Origin of the sequence: Collinsella aerofaciens (assembly GCF_040926265.1) — a bacterium.
Lineage (GTDB): Bacteria > Actinomycetota > Coriobacteriia > Coriobacteriales > Coriobacteriaceae > Collinsella > Collinsella aerofaciens_BB.
This window is the reverse complement of the sequence record NZ_JBCOIL010000009.1, coordinates 33,689-51,547: the sequence shown is the minus strand read 5'-3', so window position 1 is coordinate 51,547 and position 17,859 is coordinate 33,689. Positions and strand designations below refer to the sequence as shown.

The window sequence follows — 17,859 nt, the reverse complement described above, 5'->3', positions numbered from 1 at the left end:
TTGGGTCCGTCGCCCTTTTTCGTGCGACAATCGATGATGTTGAACGTGAGTACATGGCAAGGAGATATGCAGATGAAAGACGAGAACAAGACGAACGCGCCGGCCCCCAAGCCTGCACCCGCCGTGCCTAAGCCGGCGCCCAAACCGCGCGACCCCTTCATTCGTGCCGAGAACGAGGACGACGACGGCTACGATCCCTACAGCGATCGCCGCCCCGAGCGCGAGCCCCTGTTCGAAGCCGATCCGTGGAACTAGGAAATGTCCTCTAGCTGACGGAACCGCGCGTTTCTGTCGGCTCGAGGCGTTCGTGTTAGGTCCCCTCAACTGTTCGGCATCCTTCGGGACAATGATAGAAAACTTGCTTAAGCATTAATCAAGTGAAATCTTGCTCTCTAGCTAATCAAGAAACAGTATAATCTTGATTAGCTAGAGAGCAAGATTGGAGAATCATGGCATTCAACGACTTGATCGCCCAGAAAATAAAGGACTTTGAACAGCAGGGGGTTCCGCAGGTCTTTGAGCGAGACCTTGATCTAGGAAACCCACAGGAGCCAAAGCGCGACAACATCGTAAATGTGATTGTGGGGGCCCGCCGTTGTGGAAAGACGTATCGCCTGTATCAGGAGATGCGGCGGCTTCAGAGCCGGGGCGTCGAGCTTGACCGGATGCTTTACTTCAATTTTGAGGATGAGCGCTTGCGCCCGTATGAGCCATCGTTGCTGGCGGACGTGCTCGACACGTTCTATGCGCTGTATCCTGCTGCTCGAATCGAGGGCGCTTACATTTTCTTTGACGAGATCCAGGAAATTCCCGAATGGGGTGCGTTTCTGCGGCGTGTAGTCGATACGGAGAAAGCGACCGTCTATGTGACGGGATCTTCTTCTAAGATGCTGTCCTCAGAACTTAAGAGCGAGTTCAGGGGTCGTTCTCTTGTGCGAGAGCTTTTTCCGTTGAGTTTTTCGGAATACGTTCGATATAAGACGGGGAGCGTTCCCGAGCCAGATGCGACCCTTTCCCCAAGCGATGCAGCGCTGCTTCGACATCATCTGATCGGATATCTTGAACGAGGGGGATTCATCGCGACGCTTGAGCAGACGCCCGCAGACGCGATTCAGCTGCTACAGGAATATGCTTCGCGAACGGTCGCTATGGACGTCATTGAGCGTTACGACGTCAAGAACCCTCGCCTGGCATCGCTGTTCCTAACGCGGTGTATGGCATCTTCGGGACGAGAGCTGTCAGTGAACAAAGTGTACAACGAGTTCAAGAGCAGGCAGATACCCGTCAGTCGTAATTCGCTCAGCGACTTACTTGAGTATTACGAGGATGCCTATCTGCTGTTCTCCGTGCCGGAGTTCACGCGTTCACTGGCAAATAACATGCGGTCTGCGTCTAAGGTCTACGCTGTCGATCCTGCGATGTTTGGAGCATTCTCTCCCGCATCGGCATTGGATCAGGGTCAGAGGCTCGAGACCGCAGTGTTCAACGCGCTAAGAAGAAGGACTCCCGCGGTGAGGGTCGGCTCGGTCTGCCGCCTGCTGATCAAAGAGAAGAGCAAAAGCCATGAGGTGGACTTTGTGGCTGGGGACGCGCTTCTCATGCGGGCTTATAGCCTGATTCAGGTGAGTGTGGATATGGCAAGTGAGAAAACGCGCGAGCGCGAAATTGCCGCGCTTGATGCCTCGATGGCCCAGTTCGATCTTGGCGAGTCGGCAATCGTTACCATGGATGAACAGACCGATATTCCATGCGAGCACGGTGTGGTACACGTTATGCCCGCATGGAAGTGGCTCCTTGCCTAATCATCTATGGACCTGTGGGGTCAAGACCTCCTGGCTCCTTCATCACGGTTGGGGAGCACCTTGCTGCGCCAGGCTAGTCCTGGGCTTTGATACTCGGCAGGAGAATCTGGGCGAGGTAGTCGGTCTCGAGTTTGGTCGCGGCGTCGGCTTTGCCGTCTTTACCGACCAGTACGTTCTTGATCTGGCTATAGGTGTAGCGGTTGCCGGTCGTAAGCTCGACAAGCTCAATGGCCGTGTCCATGGGGTAGGTTGACACGGGGTTCTGTGTCCGTCCGTTGATGGTCTGGGGCACCACGTACGGATAGACGGGGCCGCTGGCGTAGACGGTATAACCGTTGCCTAGATTGGCCGCACCCAAAACCGTATCGCCTTCATCGGGCGTAAAGCTCTCGCCCTCGCGCACCGCGACGAGCGTCACGAGCGGCGTATTGGCGTCGTCGCCCAGATAGATGCATAGCGTGCTTCCGTTTTGCCAAGTTGCGACCTTGCCGTACCACTCGACGGGAATATCGAGCTGGTAGAGGTCGGTTGCCTTGTGGCGAGCGTCAGCATCACGGGACGCCTGTGCCTTTTGCGCGCTCACGGCATTGACGGCGGCGTCGCGCCGCGCGGTTGCTGCCTGCTGGAGCACTTTGGCAGCCGCGGCGGAGCTCGCACCGCCCTCCTCGGCATACTTGGCGGCGGCATCGATCTGGTCGTCAGTCACCGTGTCGGCCGAAGGCACCTTGATCTTAAAGGTGGCCTGGGCACTTAAATCCTGTCCATCGCTCTTAATGGTGACCTGCGCCTTGGTGGTCGGGACGGTGTAGACGGTGCCGTCGGCCGCGATGGGGGAGGCGGCGATGGAGAGCGTGTAATCGCCAGGCAGCAGCTTAATACCGCGACCATGCTCGTCAACGTAGAGCGTCTCGCTCACAGAAGAGCCGTCAGAATCCTGCCCGCTCACCTGCACGGGAATCTTGGAGCCAGTTGAGCAGTCGAGGCCCGCGGCATGCACGCCAATCTGCACCGACATCATCGTGTGGGCATTGGCGGCGACAGCGGCAGCCTGCTCTTGCTGATATCCGTTCCAGGCAGCATAGCCTGCACCGCCGGCGACGAGCGCGACGGCCACGACACCGGCGACCATCAGATTGCGGCGCTTGGGCGACATCTTGCGATGGCGAACCTCGGCCTCGCGTGCTGAGGGAACGGACGGTAGGGGGATATCGCCCATGGCGATGGTCTCGTCCACGGCAGGCGCAGAGCCCAGGCCGGGAAGCTCGCGGGTCAGGGAATCTTCGGCCGGCAAGCTGTCGAGCAAGATGGTTTCCTCGCTCGTGTCGGATTCGGGCTGGTCGTCGGCCTCGCTTTTGGTGCCTTCGTGATCTGCCTCATCCTCGGCAGGCTCAACGTCGCCTGCATCCTGATCATCGGATTGCGCCTCGGTTTCCGGCTCATCCTGCACATCAACGCCCGAATCGTCAAACGCAATCTCATCGAGTGAAATCCGGTCTAAGCTCTCCAAGGCCTCAGCGCAAGCTTCTGCATCTTGGGCCGCATCCTCTTGGCCCATCGTCTCATCTTTCATATATCCCCCAAGCTCAATATCGGGACAACACTGTACCCAAAAATGGAGCCATATAAAGCGCGTGCGAAATATAAGATCCGATTTAACTCGAGCGCATCGTTCGGCCGCATCCTCGCGGCAGCAAAAGGCCCCCGGAACGCGAACGAATCACATTCCGGGGGCTCTGCAATGCGTTGAGTTACGCGGAGCCGGCTATGCTGCTTCGTGCTCAAGCGATGTTTGCGTCAGGCGCGTTACTCGGCGTGCGCGTAATCAACCTTGCCGCGGCGAGCAGTAGCCTTCTCCCAATCGCTGGTGCCCTCAAAGACATCCTGCTTGTAGGGATTGCGGCCGAGCTTCTTGGCGCGGTAGGCGATGTAGATGATCGCGGCGACGTTGGCGACCAGAGCGGCGATCGAGACCGCGGTAGCGGCGCCGGGGTCGAGCGTGGAGTGGGTCACAAAGATGGACTCCTCCTGGAAGTACGGGAACACCTGGGCAAACATACACCAAATGGCCAGCGTAAAGGCGCGGTTCTGGATCCAGCCGCCCTTGTTCCAGATAAAGGCGGCGACGGTGGGCGCCAGCAGCAGTGCAAAGCCGCAGAACCAGGAGTGGGTGGGCAGGCAGTTGTAGGTGTAGCAGAAGTTCCAGATATCGTAGGCGATGATGTAGACCCAGGTCATATCGGGCCACAGCATGTCGGTCTTGTCCTCGGAGGCGTAGACGCTCCACCAACCGGTCATGCAGAAGATGTTGATGATACCGGCGATGCCGTTGAACACGTTGTTCCAGCCGGCCAGCTGCGTAGCACCTTCGGAGGTGACCCAGGTGGACTCGCCCAGGACAAAGAAGTGATAGGCGCTCTCAAAGTCGGACACGACGGCAATCATGATGTTGATGGCGACGATCACAAACGGCCATGCGCGGAACCAATGCGCCTTGCCGATCTTTCCCCACTGGTACTTAATGGCAATGAAGCCCCAGCAACCGGCGAGCGCCGCGTATACCTTGGCGTAGTGGAACCAGCTGTTCTGGTACACATGGGTGGGGTTGGTGAGCGCCCACTCAGCACCCTGCGAAACGCCCACGGCGATGGCGACGCAGTAGATGGTCATGGCCAGCGGAGCCACGCCAAAGATGATTGCCGCGCCCAGCTTGGTGCGGCGGCCGACCTCGTTGAGCACGATCAGGCCAATAAAGACCATGGCCCAGCCGGCCCAGTGGATAAGGGTATCGCTACCCCAAACATCGAACAGCATGCTGCTCTCCTTTCACACGCCCGCGGCCCCTCTTCTGATCGCGGGCAGTTTGGCCAAATGTCGTCAGTTCTGGGGCTTGCGCTCCGGATACTTGGCGGTATAGCCCTCGATGTGGAGTGTCGAGGCGATGATTTCCTTGACCGTCTCGTCGGGCACATCGGGGTGCGTGCGGATATACATCAACAACCCCATGATGAGGGTGTAGAACGTCTCGTAGACATGGTCGATGCGTAGCTCATGATGGGCGGCAAAATCCACCACGGTGGTGTCGCAGATATACTGCGCCACACGCTGGACCACGTTGTGCAAAAAGCCGCCGTAGAGCGCGCCGCTGCTTGAGGTGAGCGTACTCGGCAGCTCGTGGCCGCTGACGACCAGGCGCTTAAAGAGCGGGGCGACGGTGTCGAGTGCGCCCTCGATATCACCGACGGTGCGGTTGGCATTCCACTGCTCGAGCTCGGAGATAAAACCGTCGATCGCCTCGTCCATGACGGCGGTGACAGCGGCGTCCATGTCGGCAAAGTAGTGGTAGAACAATGAGCGCGTGCAGCCGGCTCGCTTGGTCACGGCCGAGACGGATAGATGCGACACGCCTAGCTCAGAGCTCACGGTGCGCACGGCGGCGAGGATCTCGCGACGGCGTTCGTCGCCCGTCAAGCGCTTTGCCGCGCTATCGGATGCGGGGACGGCATCGACCACAGAGGTATCTGCTGTGTTGTTGCTCATGTTTTGCCGCCTTTCATCCTCTTTTGCCTGACCGTTCGCCTAACAGTCTTGAATATTGTTGACGGTTCGTCAATACTATTTTTGACACAATGTCAACTAATGGCGGGTGAACGGCATGGGGGCATGCCCGGCCTGCAAAAAAGAGGGGTGCCGCGGTCTCGCCGGGCTGTGGCAAGAGAAGGGACAACCATGATTCTCAACGGACCGGGGATTAGCTACACCGAGCCCGACATCGGTTCGGAGTTCGTGCCGCCGCTGCCGGAGCATCCGCGCGAGGCCATCGTCAAGCTGTGCGAGCACTGCACCAACCGTCTGCTGCATCGCGATGAGCTGCTGGGCTACGAGTACTGGTCGTTTGCCGAGGCCGCAACCGACGAGCAGGCCGAAGTGCTCTGCAAGATGAAGATGCGCCGTCCCTATACGCTGCCCGAGATGGTCAAGCTCACCGGCATGCCCGAAGCCGATATCGAGAAGATGCTCGACGACATGAGCTACACGGGTCTGCTCGAGTACAACTGGGAAAACCCCGAGCGCGCCAAGCAGTGGGTGCTGCCCATGCTGGTGCCGGGTTCCGCCGAGTTCCTCAACATGCGCGTGAGCCAGCTCGAGGAGCACCCGGTCTATGCCAAGTTCTTTGAGCAGGCGTCCAAGGGACCGCTGTCGAAGGCCACGCCGATGGTGCCGCCCGGAGGCGCCGGTATCGGCATGCATGTCATTCCGGTCGAGAAGGCTATCGACGCCGCGAGCACCTCGGTACCGATTGAGCATATCGAGCATTGGCTCGACAAATACGATGGCAAATATGCCGCTAGCACCTGCAGCTGCCGCGCGAGCCGTCGCGTGATGGGTGAGGGCTGCGCCGACGACCCGGCCGATTGGTGCATCGCCGTGGGCGATATGGCCGACTACGTGGTCGAGACCGACCGCGGCCATTACGTGACGCGCGACGAGGTCTACGACATCCTGCGCCAGGCCGAGGACAACGGCTTTGTGCACCAGATCACCAACATCGACGGCGAGAACAAGATCTTCGCTATCTGCAACTGCAACGTCAACGTGTGCTACGCCCTGCGCACCTCGCAGCTGTTCAACACGCCCAACCTGTCGCGCTCGGCCTATGTCGCCAAGGTCGAGAAGGATAAGTGCGTGGCCTGTGGTCGCTGCGTTGAGGTGTGTCCGGCCGGTGCCGCCAAGCTCGGCCAGAAGCTCTGCAGCAAAAAGGCGGGCGGACAGGTGCCCGAGTATCCGCGCCAGGAGCTGCCCGATGCCACCAAGTGGGACCACACCAAGTGGTCGCCCAACTACCGCAACGATAACCGTATCGAGACGCACGAGTCCGGCACCGCGCCTTGCAAGACGGCTTGCCCCGCTCACGTTGCCGTTCAGGGCTATCTGAAGCTCGCGGCGCAGGGTCGCTATGACGAGGCGCTGGCGCTCATCAAGCGCGAGAACCCGCTGCCCGCTATCTGCGGCCGTGTGTGCAACCGCCGCTGCGAGGACGCCTGCACCCGCGGCCGCGTGGACGCCGCCGTGGCCATCGACGAGGTCAAGAAGTTTATCGCCCAGCGCGATCTGGACGCCGCGACCCGCTATGTCCCACCTGTGGTGACCCCGACGCGTGCCGGCGGCTTCGACCAGAAGATCGCCATTATCGGTGCCGGACCGGCCGGTCTGTCCTGCGCTTTTTATCTGGCCGAGAAGGGCTACAAGCCCGTCGTGTTCGAGAAGAACGAGCGCCCGGGCGGCATGCTCACCTACGGTATTCCCAGCTTTAAGCTGCAGAAGGATGTTATCGAGGCCGAGGTCGAGATTATTCGCCTGATGGGTGCCGTGTTCCGCTATGGCGTGGAGGTCGGTCGCGATGTGACGCTCGACGAGCTACGCGAGCAGGGCTTTAAGGCCTTTTATGTGGCTATTGGCTGCCAGGGTGGCCGCCTTGCCGGTATTCCGGGCGAGGATGCCGAGGACGTGACCGTAGCCGTCGACTTCTTGCGCGAGGTCAACAGTGGCAAGATCGACGCGTTGCCCGGCCGCACCATCGTGGTGGGCGGCGGCAACGTGGCCATCGACGTGGCCCGCAACGCCTGCCGCCTGGGCTCCGAGCACGTTGAGATGTTCTGCCTGGAGAGCGAGGCCCAGATGCCCGCGAGCGAGGAGGAACGTCGCGAGGCCGTTGAGGACGGCGCTCACATCAGCTGCGGCTGGGGCCCCAAGGAGATTCACCTGGACGAGGCCGGTCGTGTGTGCGGTATCACCTTCAAGCGCTGCACGCGTGTCTTTGACGACGAGGGCCGTTTTGCGCCCGAGTACGACGAGAACGATCTGCGCCGTGTCGATGCCGACCGTGTCGTCATGTCGATTGGCCAGTCCATTGTGTGGGGCGACCTGCTGGCTGGCTCCAAGGTGGAGCTCGGCCGCGGCCAGGGTGCCCTTGCCGATCCCCAGACCTACCAGACCGCCGAGCCAGACATCTTTGTGGGCGGCGACGTCTACACCGGCCCCAGCTTTGCCATCGACGCTATCGCCGCCGGCCACGAGGCTGCGGTGTCCATCCATCGCTTTGTGCAGCCGGGCTCCACGCTCACCATCGGCCGCAACCAGCGCCGCTACACCGCGCTTGACCGCGATGACGTTGTGCTCGAGAGCTATGACAACGCGAGCCGCGAGGTTGCGCATGTGGACCGCGAACGCGAGAAGGCTGCGCCGTTTAGCGAGTATGTTGAGACCTTTACCGAGGAGCAGGTGCGCGCCGAGACCGCCCGTTGCCTGGGTTGCGGTGCCTCGATCGTCGACCCCAACAAGTGCATCGGCTGCGGCCTGTGCACCACCAAGTGCGCGTTCGACGCCATCCATCTGGATCGCGACCGCCCCGAGTGCTCCACGATGGTCAAATACGAGCAAAAGCTTCCAAGCCTGGGCAAGTACGCGCTCAAGCGCGCCATCAAGATCAAATTCGGGAAGAAGTAAGAAACGCAACAAGCAGGAGAACGGCGCAGAGAGCGGTTGGACAGCGAGCGAGTCCCAGGCGTGGCGAGGTGCCTTGAAAGAGGAGGGCATAGGGCTTTTGCCCATGCCCGACGATTGAAAGGCAGATCGCCCGTCTGGGGCTCGCGCAGCGTCAAGCCGACCGCCGTTCGGTAGAACGGCGGAAGGAATTAAAAGTGCACGAGCTCGGAATCGTTTACCACATTATCCGCGATGTTGAGAACGTGGCGCGTGCCAATGGCGTGCGTCGCGTCTCGAGCGTTACGCTGCTGCTGGGTGAGGTCTCGGGCGTCGTTCCCGACTTGCTGCTCGACGCTTGGCGCTGGGCGGCAGATAAAAAGTCCATCACCGAGGGTGCGGAGCTTATTGTGGAGCCTGTCGAGGCCGTGACGCATTGCGAGGCGTGCGGCTGCGACTACGCGACGGTCGAGCACGGCAAGACCTGCCCCCATTGCGGCAGCGGCGAGACATACCTGCTGCAGGGCCAGGAGGTCATGATCAAGCAGATCGAGACCCCCGACGAGGACCCGGCAGGCGCTGCCCCCGATGGCCCTTCTGAAGCCCCCGATGCCGTCGACGCCGCCAACCCCCTCCACATCGCCTAACTTGGTCGTTGGGGACGTTCTTAAACGACTAGTCAATCAAGAACGTCCCCAATGACTACTTGCGCAGAGCATAAGTCACGCTAATAGTCAAGTTATGTCTGTTTAAACAAAATAGCGGCAGTACAAGCGCATTCGCGCTTGCCTAAAATCGATATTAATGAACAGCCTGCTTGTATCTGTAAAATGCGCGGCTTGATGAGCGGCGCATTGGCGGGTAATGAGTGAAAAACCAGCAACGTAATCAACTTGTAACAAACCTAGACGTTTAAACAAATAATGCAACCTTTTGCAAATTTAGCGATAATTCCACAAACTAAACAGGTATACTTCCTTAATGTCGTGTAGGGAATACGTAGACAAAAAGGAGGTTATGTGATGGTAAGTATTGTTCTTGCTAGCCACGGGGACTTGGCAGCTGGAATCAAGCAGACGGGCTCGATGGTCTTTGGCGATCAGCCGTCTGTTGCCGTGGTCTCGCTCGAGCCGAGCATGGGCCCCGACGACTTCCGTGCCAAGGTCGAGGAAGCAATCGCTTCCTTCGAGGACCAGGAGCAGGTGCTCTTCCTCGTTGATCTGTGGGGCGGCACGCCGTTCAACCAGATCAGCGGGCTCATCGAGGGCCACGATTCCTGGGCTATCGTCACCGGCGTCAACCTGCCTATGCTCATCGAGGCATATTCGCAGCGCTTTGACGCAAAGAACACTGCACATGCGATCGCAAAACATCTCGTGACTGAGGCTAAGGCTGGCGTGCGCGTCAAGCCCGAGTCTCTGGAGCCCGAGGAGAAGAAGCCGGCTGCGGCCGCCGCTGCTCCTGCAGGCGCCATCCCTCCGGGAACGGTCATCGGCGACGGGCACATCAAGATTGCCCACGTCCGTATCGACACCCGTCTGCTGCATGGTCAGGTGGCCACCACGTGGACCAAGCAGATCAACCCCAACCGCATCATCGTGGTTTCCGACGGCGTTGCTCACGACGAGCTCCGCAAGACCATGATCGAGCAGGCTGCCCCTCCGGGAGTCCATGCCAACGTCGTGCCCATCAAGAAGATGGCCGAGGTCGTCAAGGACACGCGCTTTGGTGACACCAAGGCCATGCTGCTCTTTGAGAACCCGCAGGATCTGCTCAAGGCCATCGAGGCCGGCGTCGACATCAAGGAAGTCAACATCGGTTCCATGGCTCACTCCAAGGGCAAGGTCGTCGTCACCAACGCCGTCGCTATGGGCGATGACGACGTCAAGACTCTCGAGGCCCTCAAGGCCAAGGGCGTCAAGTTCGAGGTCCGCAAGGTTCCTTCGGATTCCTCCGAGGATCTCGACGCCATGTTGAAGAAAGCTAAGGCCGAACTGGCCGCTCAAGCATAGTAAAGGAGGGTCCGATACATGTCTGCAATCACTATTCTGCTTGTTGCGATTGTCGCGTTGCTTGCCGGTATGGAAGGCATTCTGGATGAGTTCCAGTTCCATCAGCCGCTCGTGGCATGCACGCTTATCGGTCTCGTAACCGGTCACCTTCAGGAGGGCATCCTCCTGGGCGGTTCGCTCCAGATGATGGCCCTTGGCTGGGCTAACGTCGGCGCCGCTGTCGCGCCTGACGCCGCTCTGGCCTCGGTCGCTTCTTCGATCATCATGGTGCTCGCCCTCAACGGTGGCGCCACCGATTCGGCCAAGGCCGTTACCACCGCTATCGCCGTCGCCGTTCCGCTGTCGGTCGCTGGTCTGTTCCTGACCATGATCTGCCGTACCATTGCTACCGCTATCGCTCACGCCATGGACGGTTGCGCCGAGAAGGGCGACTTCTCCGGCATCGAGCGCTGGCAGTATGCTGCCATCCTCATGCAGGGCCTTCGTATCGCCATCCCGGCAGTGCTTCTGTGCGTCATCCCGGCCGAGGCCGTTACCAACGCGCTTAACGCTATGCCCGACTGGCTGTCCGGCGGCATGGCTGTCGGCGGCGGCATGGTCGCTTCCGTCGGTTACGCCATGGTCATCAACATGATGGCCACCAAGGAGACCTGGCCGTTCTTCGTCCTCGGCTTTGTCCTTGCTGCCATCCCTCAGCTCACGCTGATCGCCCTTGGTCTCATCGGCATCTCCCTTGCCCTCATCTACCTTGGCCTTAAGGATCTGGCCAAGCAGGGTGGCGGCATGGGCGGTGGCTCCGGCGACCCGCTCGGCGACATTCTGAACGATTACGAGTAGGAGGGGAGTGATACATATGGCAGAGAACAAGATTCAGCTCACCAAGGCTGACCGCAAGAAGGTTTGCTTCCGTCATCAGTTCCTTCAGGGCTCGTGGAACTACGAGCGTATGCAGAACGGCGGCTGGTGCTTCGCAATGATCCCTGCGATCAAGAAGCTCTACACCAGCAAGGATGACCAGATTGCCGCTCTTAAGCGCCACCTGGAGTTCTATAACACCCACCCCTATGTTTCCGCCCCCGTCATTGGCGTTACCCTCGCCCTCGAGGAGGAGCGCGCCAACGGTGCCCCGATTGACGACGTCGCCATTCAGGGCGTCAAGGTCGGTATGATGGGCCCGCTCGCCGGCGTCGGTGACCCCGTCTTCTGGTTCACCCTTCGCCCGATTCTGGGCGCTCTGGGCGCTTCCCTGGCCATGTCCGGCAGCATCGTCGGTCCGCTGCTGTTCTTCTTCGCGTGGAACATCATCCGTTACGCTTTCCTGTGGTACACGCAGGAGTTTGGCTACAAGGTCGGCTCCTCCATCGCCAAGGACCTCTCCGGTGGTCTGATGGGCAAGGTCACCGAGGGCGCTTCCATCCTGGGTATGTTCATCATCGGCGCCCTGGTCGAGCGCTGGGTGTCCATTTCCTTCACCCCGATCGTCTCCACGGTCAAGCAGTCTGCTGGCGCCTTTATCGACTGGGCTAGCCTGCCCTCCGGTTCCGAGGGTATCAAGGAAGCGCTGACGATGTACAACTCCGTCGGTGCTACCGCCCTTGATCAGATGAAGGTCACCACGCTTCAGGCCAACCTCGATCAGCTCATCCCCGGCCTTGCCGCCGTGTGCCTGACCCTGCTGGTCTGCAAGCTCCTCAAGAAGAAGGTCAGCCCGATCGTCATCATCCTGGCTCTCTTCGCCGTCGGCATCATCGGTCGCTTCTGCGGCTTCATGTAAGCACGCTTCGGCTTAAGACCGAGAATTGCTAGGCAAGGGCTTTTGAGCCATTGAAACGGACCGCACCCGGTGGGTACACTGGATGCGGTCCGATTGTTTTTATTGGAGGGCGAGGCGCGTATGGCGCAATCTCAGAACAGCACGGTCGATCTGGCAACGCCGGCAACCTGCCTGATGGGGCTTACCAGCCACGGTAACGTGATGGTGGGCAATAAGGCGTTTGAGTACTATAACGAGCGCAATCCCGAGGATTATATTCAAATCCCGTGGGACGAGGTCGACTATATTGCCGCCGAGGTCTTGCGCGGCACCAAGAAGATTACGCGTTTTGCCATCTTCACCAAGGACAACGGTCACTTTACGTTTTCGACGCGCGACGACAAAGAGACGCTGCGCGCTGTGCGCAAGTACGTGGACGAGGATAAGCTTGTGCGTTCGCCCGATTTTATCGATGTGACGGCCAAGGGCGCCAAGAGCATCCCCTCCGTTATCAAAAACCTCTTCCACAAAGGCAACTAGCCCCTCATAAGTTGCGGTGGAATAGTTCCTAAATGCGGCTTTAGATGCTTTAGGCAGGAACTATTCCACCGCAACTTTGAAGTCTGGTCATGGGGTGTATGGCGATGCAGTAAATCTGCTACACTAGTGCAACATGCCTCCGTAGCTCAGGGGATAGAGCACCGCTCTCCTAAAGCGGGTGTCGACGGTTCGAATCCGCCCGGGGGCACCAGAAGTAAATGCAGGTCAGACGGTATAAATCGTCTGACCTGCTTTCTTATATAAGGGCATCGTTAACGTCAGTTGGGTAGAATTTGGGTAGAAAGTTTTTTTGTGAAGGGCTATGCCCAAAGTCCGGTTTCCAACCCTTCCCACAGCCTACGGGCTTATAAGAAGCCCTTCGGCCATGGAAAGCGTTGAAAACCTAGGGTGACGCTGCTGTGAGATGGGCGAGTTTCCAACAGCCCCCGGCATCTTCGGGTTTCGCCTGGGACCCTGCGGCACCGTGGACCGTTGAAAACTCGCCCTTCCGCTTGGAAGAGGGCTTTTACCCCTTAAAATTGTCCGAAAGTGACAACGACGCAGGAGGTCCGGTATGCCTGCCAGCAAGAAAGAGGCAAAAGAGTTCGTCAAGCGGTGGCAGAAGCGCCTTGCCGCCATCCCCGCGGGCTCCAACAACGAGCAGCAGGACACGCAAAAGTTCTGGGTAGATCTGCTCATCAACGTCCTGGGCATCCCGTCCAACACCATAGACAGCTTCGTCGACTTCGAGCGGAAGGTGAGAGGCCGCCGCATCGACGTGTTCGTCTCCGACCACAACTTCCTGTGCGAGCAGAAGTCGTGGGGTATCGACCTCGACAAGCCCGAGCCCAGAAACGGCGGCATGGAGACGCCGCTCCAGCAGGCCATGTGGTACGCGCGGCACCTGCCATACTCCGAGCGCCCCCGCTGGGTGATGACGTGCAACTTCGGGACCTTTCGCCTTTACGACCTCGACAACGAGCGGCCCGAGGATACCGTGCAGGAGTTCTCCCTCGAAGAGCTCCCGGACAGCCTGTATCTTCTGTCCTTCCTGACCTCCAACGAGACGAGCCGCCTGCACAAGGAGCAGCAGCTTTCCATCGAGGCTGGGGCCTACGTCTCCAGGCTCTACGATGCCCTCGCCAAGCAGTACCACCACATTGAGGAGAAGGACGAGCGGGCGCAAGAGGAGCAGCGCTCCCTCAACGTGCTCATCACCCGAATCATCTTCCTGCTCTACGCCGAGGACGCCGACCTCCTGCAATCGCACCAGGCGTTCGGCAGGTACTGCGAGGGAGACCCCGCGAAGCTCCGCCGAAAACTGGTCGATTTGTTTGAGACGATCGACACGCCCCTAGAGCAGAGGGATGAGTACATGGACGAGGACCTCGCGGCCTTCCCCTGCGTGAACGGCGGTCTGTTCGCCGACTCCTCCATCATCGTCCCGCAGATGACCTCGGAGATCCTCGAGGCCATCGCTGACGCGTCCCAGGACTTTGACTGGCGCGAGATCTCGGGCGTCATCTTCGGCGGCGTGTTCGAGGGCACGCTGAACCCCGAGACGCGCCACGCCGGGGGCATGCACTACACGAGCGTCGAGAATATCGAGCGCTGCCTCAGGCCACTCTTCCTCGACGAGCTGTGGGATGAACTGCACGAGGCCGAGGGCGAGAAGACAGCTGCCAAGCGCAAGCAGGCCCTGGCGAGGCTACACGACAAGGTGGCCTCCATCACCATCGGTGACCCCGCGTGCGGCTCGGGCAACTTCCTTACCGAGGCGTACCGGCAGCTGCGCACCATCGAGAATCGAATCATCGAGGACGAGCTCAGCGAGGAGACCGGCAACGCGGGGCAGACATCCCTCGTCGTTGCGCAGGACAGCCCTGTCCGCGTGTCTCTGGACCAGCTGTACGGCATCGAGATAAACGACTTCGCCGTCTCGGTCGCTAAGACCGCCCTTTGGATCACCGAGGAGCAGATGCTCCGAAAGACGCAGGAGATATACGTCGGTTATGACTTCGACTTCCTGCCGCTCAGGAGCCTCAGCAACCTCCATGAGGGCAACGCCCTCAAGACCGATTGGTCCGAGGTGTTCCCCGATGACCTCACGTACCTCGTGGGCAATCCGCCTTTCCTTGGGGCCCGCAACCAGTCCAAGGAGCAGAAGGCCGAACTCCTTGAGGTCTTCGACGGCGCGAAGAACGCGGGCAACATCGACTACTGCGGGGCCTGGTACATGAAGGCCGCGAGGTTCACGCAAGGGAAGCGCACGCGCTGCGCCCTGGTCTCGACCAACTCGATATGTCAGGGCGAGCAGGTCGCCAACCTCTGGAAACCCCTGCACGACCTGGGTATCCACATCGACTTCGCGCACAACACGTTCAGGTGGGACAACGAGGCTGCGGACAAGGCGCACGTGTTCTGTGTCATCGTCGGGTTCTCCCGCGAGTCGGGGACCAAGACGCTCTTCTACCACGCGACCCCGGACAGCGACGAAGAACAGATTCCCACGGCTCGAATCAATGCGTATCTGAAAGACGCCCCTGATGTATTCATCTACAGCCGCAGCAAGCCTATTTGTGATGTTCCGGAAATGGGCATCGGAAATAAACCTATTGATGGGGGATTCTACCTGTTTACCGATGAGGAGAAAGACGATTTCCTGAAGAAAGAGCCAAAGGCCGAAGGCTTCTTCCATCCATGGCTTGGATCAAAAGAGTTCATTCATGGCTATCATCGCTGGTGCCTGTGGCTTGGGGAGGCAACCTTCTCGGATTTAAAGCAGCTTCCTGAGTGCAGAAAGAGAGTAGAACAGGTTCGTGAATACAGGCTTGCAAGTAAAAGCGCTGGAACCCGAAAAATAGCAGATAAGCCAACGAGATTTCACGTTGAGAACATGCCCGAGGGAAGTTCCATCATCATCCCAGAGGTGTCTTCAAGCAGACGGAAACGTGTTCCAATGGGCTTTGTTGGTCCAGAGATATTTTGCAGCAACAAGGTTAGATTGATACCCAATGCTTCTCTCTATCACTATGGCATTCTGCAATCTCAATTCCATAATGCATGGGTTGGGATCGTAACCGGAAGATTGAAGGACGATTACCAGTATTCGGCCATTATTGATTACAACAACTTCGTCTGGCCCGAGCCCACGGAATCCCAACGCGAGGAAGTCGAGCGTTGCGCCCAAGCCGTGCTCGACGCCCGGGATGCCCAGGAAGGTGCGACGCTCGCGGACATGTACGATCCCAAGAACGAGCCGTTCTTCCCCGAGCTGATGACAGCGCACAAGGCGCTCGACGCCGCCGTCGAAGCCGCCTATGGCGTCGACTTCGGCGGGGACGAGGAGAAGATAGTCGCCCATCTTTTCAACCTGTACGCCAAGAAGGTCGGTGAACTATAGTGCCCAACTCTATCTACAATCCCATATCGCTGGAGGTCGGTAACATCCTGAAGGATGTTCAGACGGGCAAGATTGGCCTGCCTGATCTGCAACGGCCTTTCGTGTGGGGCAATGAAAAGGTTCGCGATCTGCTTGATTCCATGCTTCGCGGATACCCTATCGGCTATGTGATGCTGTGGGACTCTCCGAGCGATGATGCGGGCAAGAAGTCTGCCATAGGCTCGAACCAAAAGGTGTATGCCGTCCCCAAGTCCCTTGTCATCGACGGACAGCAGAGGCTCACTGCCCTCTTGAGCTCTCTGTACGGCGTACCCGTGCGAGACAAGAACTTCAGGGAGCGAACGGTGAAGATCGCCTACGACCCCATCGCACGCTCATTCAAGAATGCCGATGCCTCGACCGAGAAGGATTCGCGCTATGTGCCCGACGTATCCGAGGCCTTCGCGGCGAACCACGACAACAAGCTGAGCGCCTATCGCAGGGCGTTCATCAAGCGCCTTAACGAGGCGAATGCCAAAAAGGGAGAACCCGAACTCGACGACGGCGGCGAGGACGCCGTCGAGAGCGGGCTCAACGCATTACTCGGGCTTGAGCGCTATCTTCTGCCGACGCTGGAGATTTCCGAATCGGCTGACGAGGAGACCGTATCGGACATCTTCGTGCGTGTGAACTCGCAAGGGCAGGCGCTTAAGCAGGATGACTTCATCATGACCCTGCTTTCGGTCTACGAACCTGCCATGAGGGAGCGCATAGAGGAGTTCTGCGCCATGAGTCATGCGCCCGCAAAGGGCACCTCGTACAACCCGCTCATGACCGTCTCGCCGACGCATATCATTCGCGCCACGGTGGGCGTGGGGTTCAAGAGGGGTCGCCTGCGTTATGCCTACCAGATTCTTCGCGGGCGAGATCTCAAGACAAAGGAAACGACGCCCGAGACGCGGGCCGAGAACTTTGCCACGTTCGGTCGCGCCCTCGATCTCGTGCTCGACTAGAACAACTGGCATGCCTTCATCAACACGCTGGCGGAGGCGGGCTATGTCTGTTCCGACCAGGTGGGGTCGGGCAATGCGCTCATGTTCTGTTATGCGTTTTACCTTATCGGGCGCTACGAGTTCGGTATGGAGCCGTTGGCTGTGCGCAGGCTCGTGCGGCGCTGGTATTTCGCCGCAGCCATAACGGGGCTCTATGTGGGGTCCTTCGAATCCGAGTTCGAGCAGCAGCTTAACGACGTCTCGCGCCTTGAGACCGCCGATGAGTTCCGGGCGTACTTCGACCGTAGGCTCGCCGCCATCATGACGGACGATTACTTCTCCATCACGCTGCCCAGCTCCCTCGACGCAAACGAGGCGGCGGGCCCGACCTGGTGGGGCTTCGTCGCGGCTCAGGTCGTGCTCGGTGCCAAGGTGCTGTTCAGCACGGCCCCGCTGTCCCAGCTCCTGCTCATGGGCTCGTCGGGCTCGAAGAAGGCACTGGACAAACACCACCTGTTCCCGGACAACTACCTGAAGTCCAGGGGCTACCTCTCGCAGCGCAGCAACAGGGGCAACTTCACCCTCGTAGACTACCAGAACAACATCTACATCTCGGACGACGCCCCGAGCGAGTACGTCAGGAAGTACCGCGACTCGCTGGGGGAGGACGAGTATCGCCGCAACTGCGAGGAGCATGCCCTGCCTGTTGGGTTTGAGGACCTCGATTATGAGGAGTTCCTAGGCAAGCGAAGGCAGCTTATGGGCGAGCTGGTGAAGAGGGCCTACGAGCGGCTTTAGGTCTCCATTGTGGATCGGGGAGAGGTTACTGCCGACTCCTCCCCGACGCGCAGGTCGAGAGGGCCGAGGCGTGGCAATCGGCCTTGCGGCCGATGGGTCC

Annotated in this window: 14 protein-coding genes and 1 tRNA gene; 12 read left to right on the top strand and 3 right to left on the bottom strand. The window is 59.4% G+C overall.

The window, feature by feature from the left end; translation table 11 throughout:
• Positions 1–72 precede the first annotated feature (72 nt).
• Together AB5767_RS04140 and AB5767_RS04135 are read left to right on the top strand one after the other, a co-directional pair.
• Complete coding sequence (locus AB5767_RS04140) at positions 73–255, top strand: hypothetical protein (protein WP_229065270.1); 183 nt, start codon at positions 73–75, stop codon at positions 253–255.
• 194 nt (positions 256–449) lie between these two features.
• The gene (locus AB5767_RS04135; RefSeq protein ID WP_368131610.1) at positions 450–1,802 is read left to right on the top strand and encodes an ATP-binding protein; all 1,353 of its coding nucleotides are present in this window, start codon (positions 450–452) and stop codon (positions 1,800–1,802) included.
• A gap of 73 nt (positions 1,803–1,875) precedes the next feature.
• On the opposite strand, the gene AB5767_RS04130 is transcribed toward AB5767_RS04135, so the two are convergent.
• From AB5767_RS04130 to AB5767_RS04120, 3 genes are all read right to left on the bottom strand, one after another.
• A complete protein-coding gene (locus AB5767_RS04130) occupies positions 1,876–3,372 on the bottom strand; it encodes a hypothetical protein (RefSeq protein ID WP_368131611.1) in 1,497 nt (498 codons plus the stop codon).
• Positions 3,373–3,605: 233 nt separating this feature from the next.
• Entirely contained in the window at positions 3,606–4,613 is a 1,008-nt protein-coding gene (locus AB5767_RS04125; RefSeq protein ID WP_368131613.1) for a DUF5692 family protein, read from the bottom strand.
• A 63-nt stretch (positions 4,614–4,676) separates the two neighbouring features.
• On the bottom strand, positions 4,677–5,339 hold the full coding sequence (locus AB5767_RS04120) for a TetR/AcrR family transcriptional regulator (protein WP_195445876.1): 663 nt from the start codon (positions 5,337–5,339) through the stop codon (positions 4,677–4,679).
• A gap of 189 nt (positions 5,340–5,528) precedes the next feature.
• Between AB5767_RS04120 and AB5767_RS04115 the strand changes: the two genes are divergently transcribed.
• The 10 genes from AB5767_RS04115 (at position 5,529) to AB5767_RS04070 (ending at position 17,759) form a co-directional block, all read left to right on the top strand.
• Complete coding sequence (locus AB5767_RS04115; protein ID WP_368131614.1) at positions 5,529–8,306, top strand: FAD-dependent oxidoreductase; 2,778 nt, start codon at positions 5,529–5,531, stop codon at positions 8,304–8,306.
• A gap of 194 nt (positions 8,307–8,500) precedes the next feature.
• A complete protein-coding gene (locus tag AB5767_RS04110) occupies positions 8,501–8,929 on the top strand; it encodes a hydrogenase maturation nickel metallochaperone HypA/HybF (RefSeq protein WP_196022362.1) in 429 nt (142 codons plus the stop codon).
• A 375-nt stretch (positions 8,930–9,304) separates the two neighbouring features.
• Entirely contained in the window at positions 9,305–10,294 is a 990-nt protein-coding gene (locus AB5767_RS04105) for a PTS sugar transporter subunit IIB (RefSeq protein ID WP_006235196.1), read from the top strand.
• 18 nt (positions 10,295–10,312) lie between these two features.
• Positions 10,313–11,131 carry a PTS mannose/fructose/sorbose transporter subunit IIC gene (locus tag AB5767_RS04100; RefSeq protein WP_006235195.1) on the top strand — a complete coding sequence of 273 codons (819 nt, stop codon included), beginning with the start codon at positions 10,313–10,315 and terminating at the stop codon, positions 11,129–11,131.
• A gap of 16 nt (positions 11,132–11,147) precedes the next feature.
• Positions 11,148–12,068: a PTS system mannose/fructose/sorbose family transporter subunit IID gene (locus AB5767_RS04095; RefSeq protein WP_055310058.1), complete on the top strand. Its 921-nt coding sequence runs from the start codon at positions 11,148–11,150 to the stop codon at positions 12,066–12,068.
• Positions 12,069–12,188: 120 nt separating this feature from the next.
• Entirely contained in the window at positions 12,189–12,587 is a 399-nt protein-coding gene (locus AB5767_RS04090; protein WP_006235193.1) for a DUF956 family protein, read from the top strand.
• 135 nt (positions 12,588–12,722) lie between these two features.
• Positions 12,723–12,798, top strand: a tRNA-Arg gene (locus AB5767_RS04085).
• Positions 12,799–13,161: 363 nt separating this feature from the next.
• Positions 13,162–15,990 carry a DNA methyltransferase gene (locus AB5767_RS04080; protein WP_368131616.1) on the top strand — a complete coding sequence of 943 codons (2,829 nt, stop codon included), beginning with the start codon at positions 13,162–13,164 and terminating at the stop codon, positions 15,988–15,990.
• Complete coding sequence (locus tag AB5767_RS04075) at positions 15,990–16,982, top strand: DUF262 domain-containing protein (RefSeq protein ID WP_368131618.1); 993 nt, start codon at positions 15,990–15,992, stop codon at positions 16,980–16,982. Before AB5767_RS04080 ends, AB5767_RS04075 begins: the two co-directional genes overlap by 1 nt.
• Before the next feature lie 126 nt (positions 16,983–17,108).
• Entirely contained in the window at positions 17,109–17,759 is a 651-nt protein-coding gene (locus AB5767_RS04070; RefSeq protein WP_368131619.1) for a hypothetical protein, read from the top strand.
• The last annotated feature ends 100 nt before the right edge of the window (positions 17,760–17,859 follow it).

Excerpts from the sequence above, each read along its gene's own strand:
- AB5767_RS04140 (WP_229065270.1), top strand. The coding sequence starts at position 73 with ATGAAAGACGAGAACAAGACGAACGCGCCGGCCCCCAAGCCTGCACCC.
- AB5767_RS04135 (WP_368131610.1), top strand. The coding sequence starts at position 450 with ATGGCATTCAACGACTTGATCGCCCAGAAAATAAAGGACTTTGAACAG.
- AB5767_RS04130 (WP_368131611.1), bottom strand. The coding sequence starts at position 3,372 with ATGAAAGATGAGACGATGGGCCAAGAGGATGCGGCCCAAGATGCAGAA.
- AB5767_RS04125 (WP_368131613.1), bottom strand. The coding sequence starts at position 4,613 with ATGCTGTTCGATGTTTGGGGTAGCGATACCCTTATCCACTGGGCCGGC.
- AB5767_RS04120 (WP_195445876.1), bottom strand. The coding sequence starts at position 5,339 with ATGAGCAACAACACAGCAGATACCTCTGTGGTCGATGCCGTCCCCGCA.
- AB5767_RS04115 (WP_368131614.1), top strand. The coding sequence starts at position 5,529 with ATGATTCTCAACGGACCGGGGATTAGCTACACCGAGCCCGACATCGGT.
- AB5767_RS04105 (WP_006235196.1), top strand. The coding sequence starts at position 9,305 with ATGGTAAGTATTGTTCTTGCTAGCCACGGGGACTTGGCAGCTGGAATC.
- AB5767_RS04100 (WP_006235195.1), top strand. The coding sequence starts at position 10,313 with ATGTCTGCAATCACTATTCTGCTTGTTGCGATTGTCGCGTTGCTTGCC.
- AB5767_RS04095 (WP_055310058.1), top strand. The coding sequence starts at position 11,148 with ATGGCAGAGAACAAGATTCAGCTCACCAAGGCTGACCGCAAGAAGGTT.
- AB5767_RS04090 (WP_006235193.1), top strand. The coding sequence starts at position 12,189 with ATGGCGCAATCTCAGAACAGCACGGTCGATCTGGCAACGCCGGCAACC.
- AB5767_RS04080 (WP_368131616.1), top strand. The coding sequence starts at position 13,162 with ATGCCTGCCAGCAAGAAAGAGGCAAAAGAGTTCGTCAAGCGGTGGCAG.
- AB5767_RS04070 (WP_368131619.1), top strand. The coding sequence starts at position 17,109 with ATGGAGCCGTTGGCTGTGCGCAGGCTCGTGCGGCGCTGGTATTTCGCC.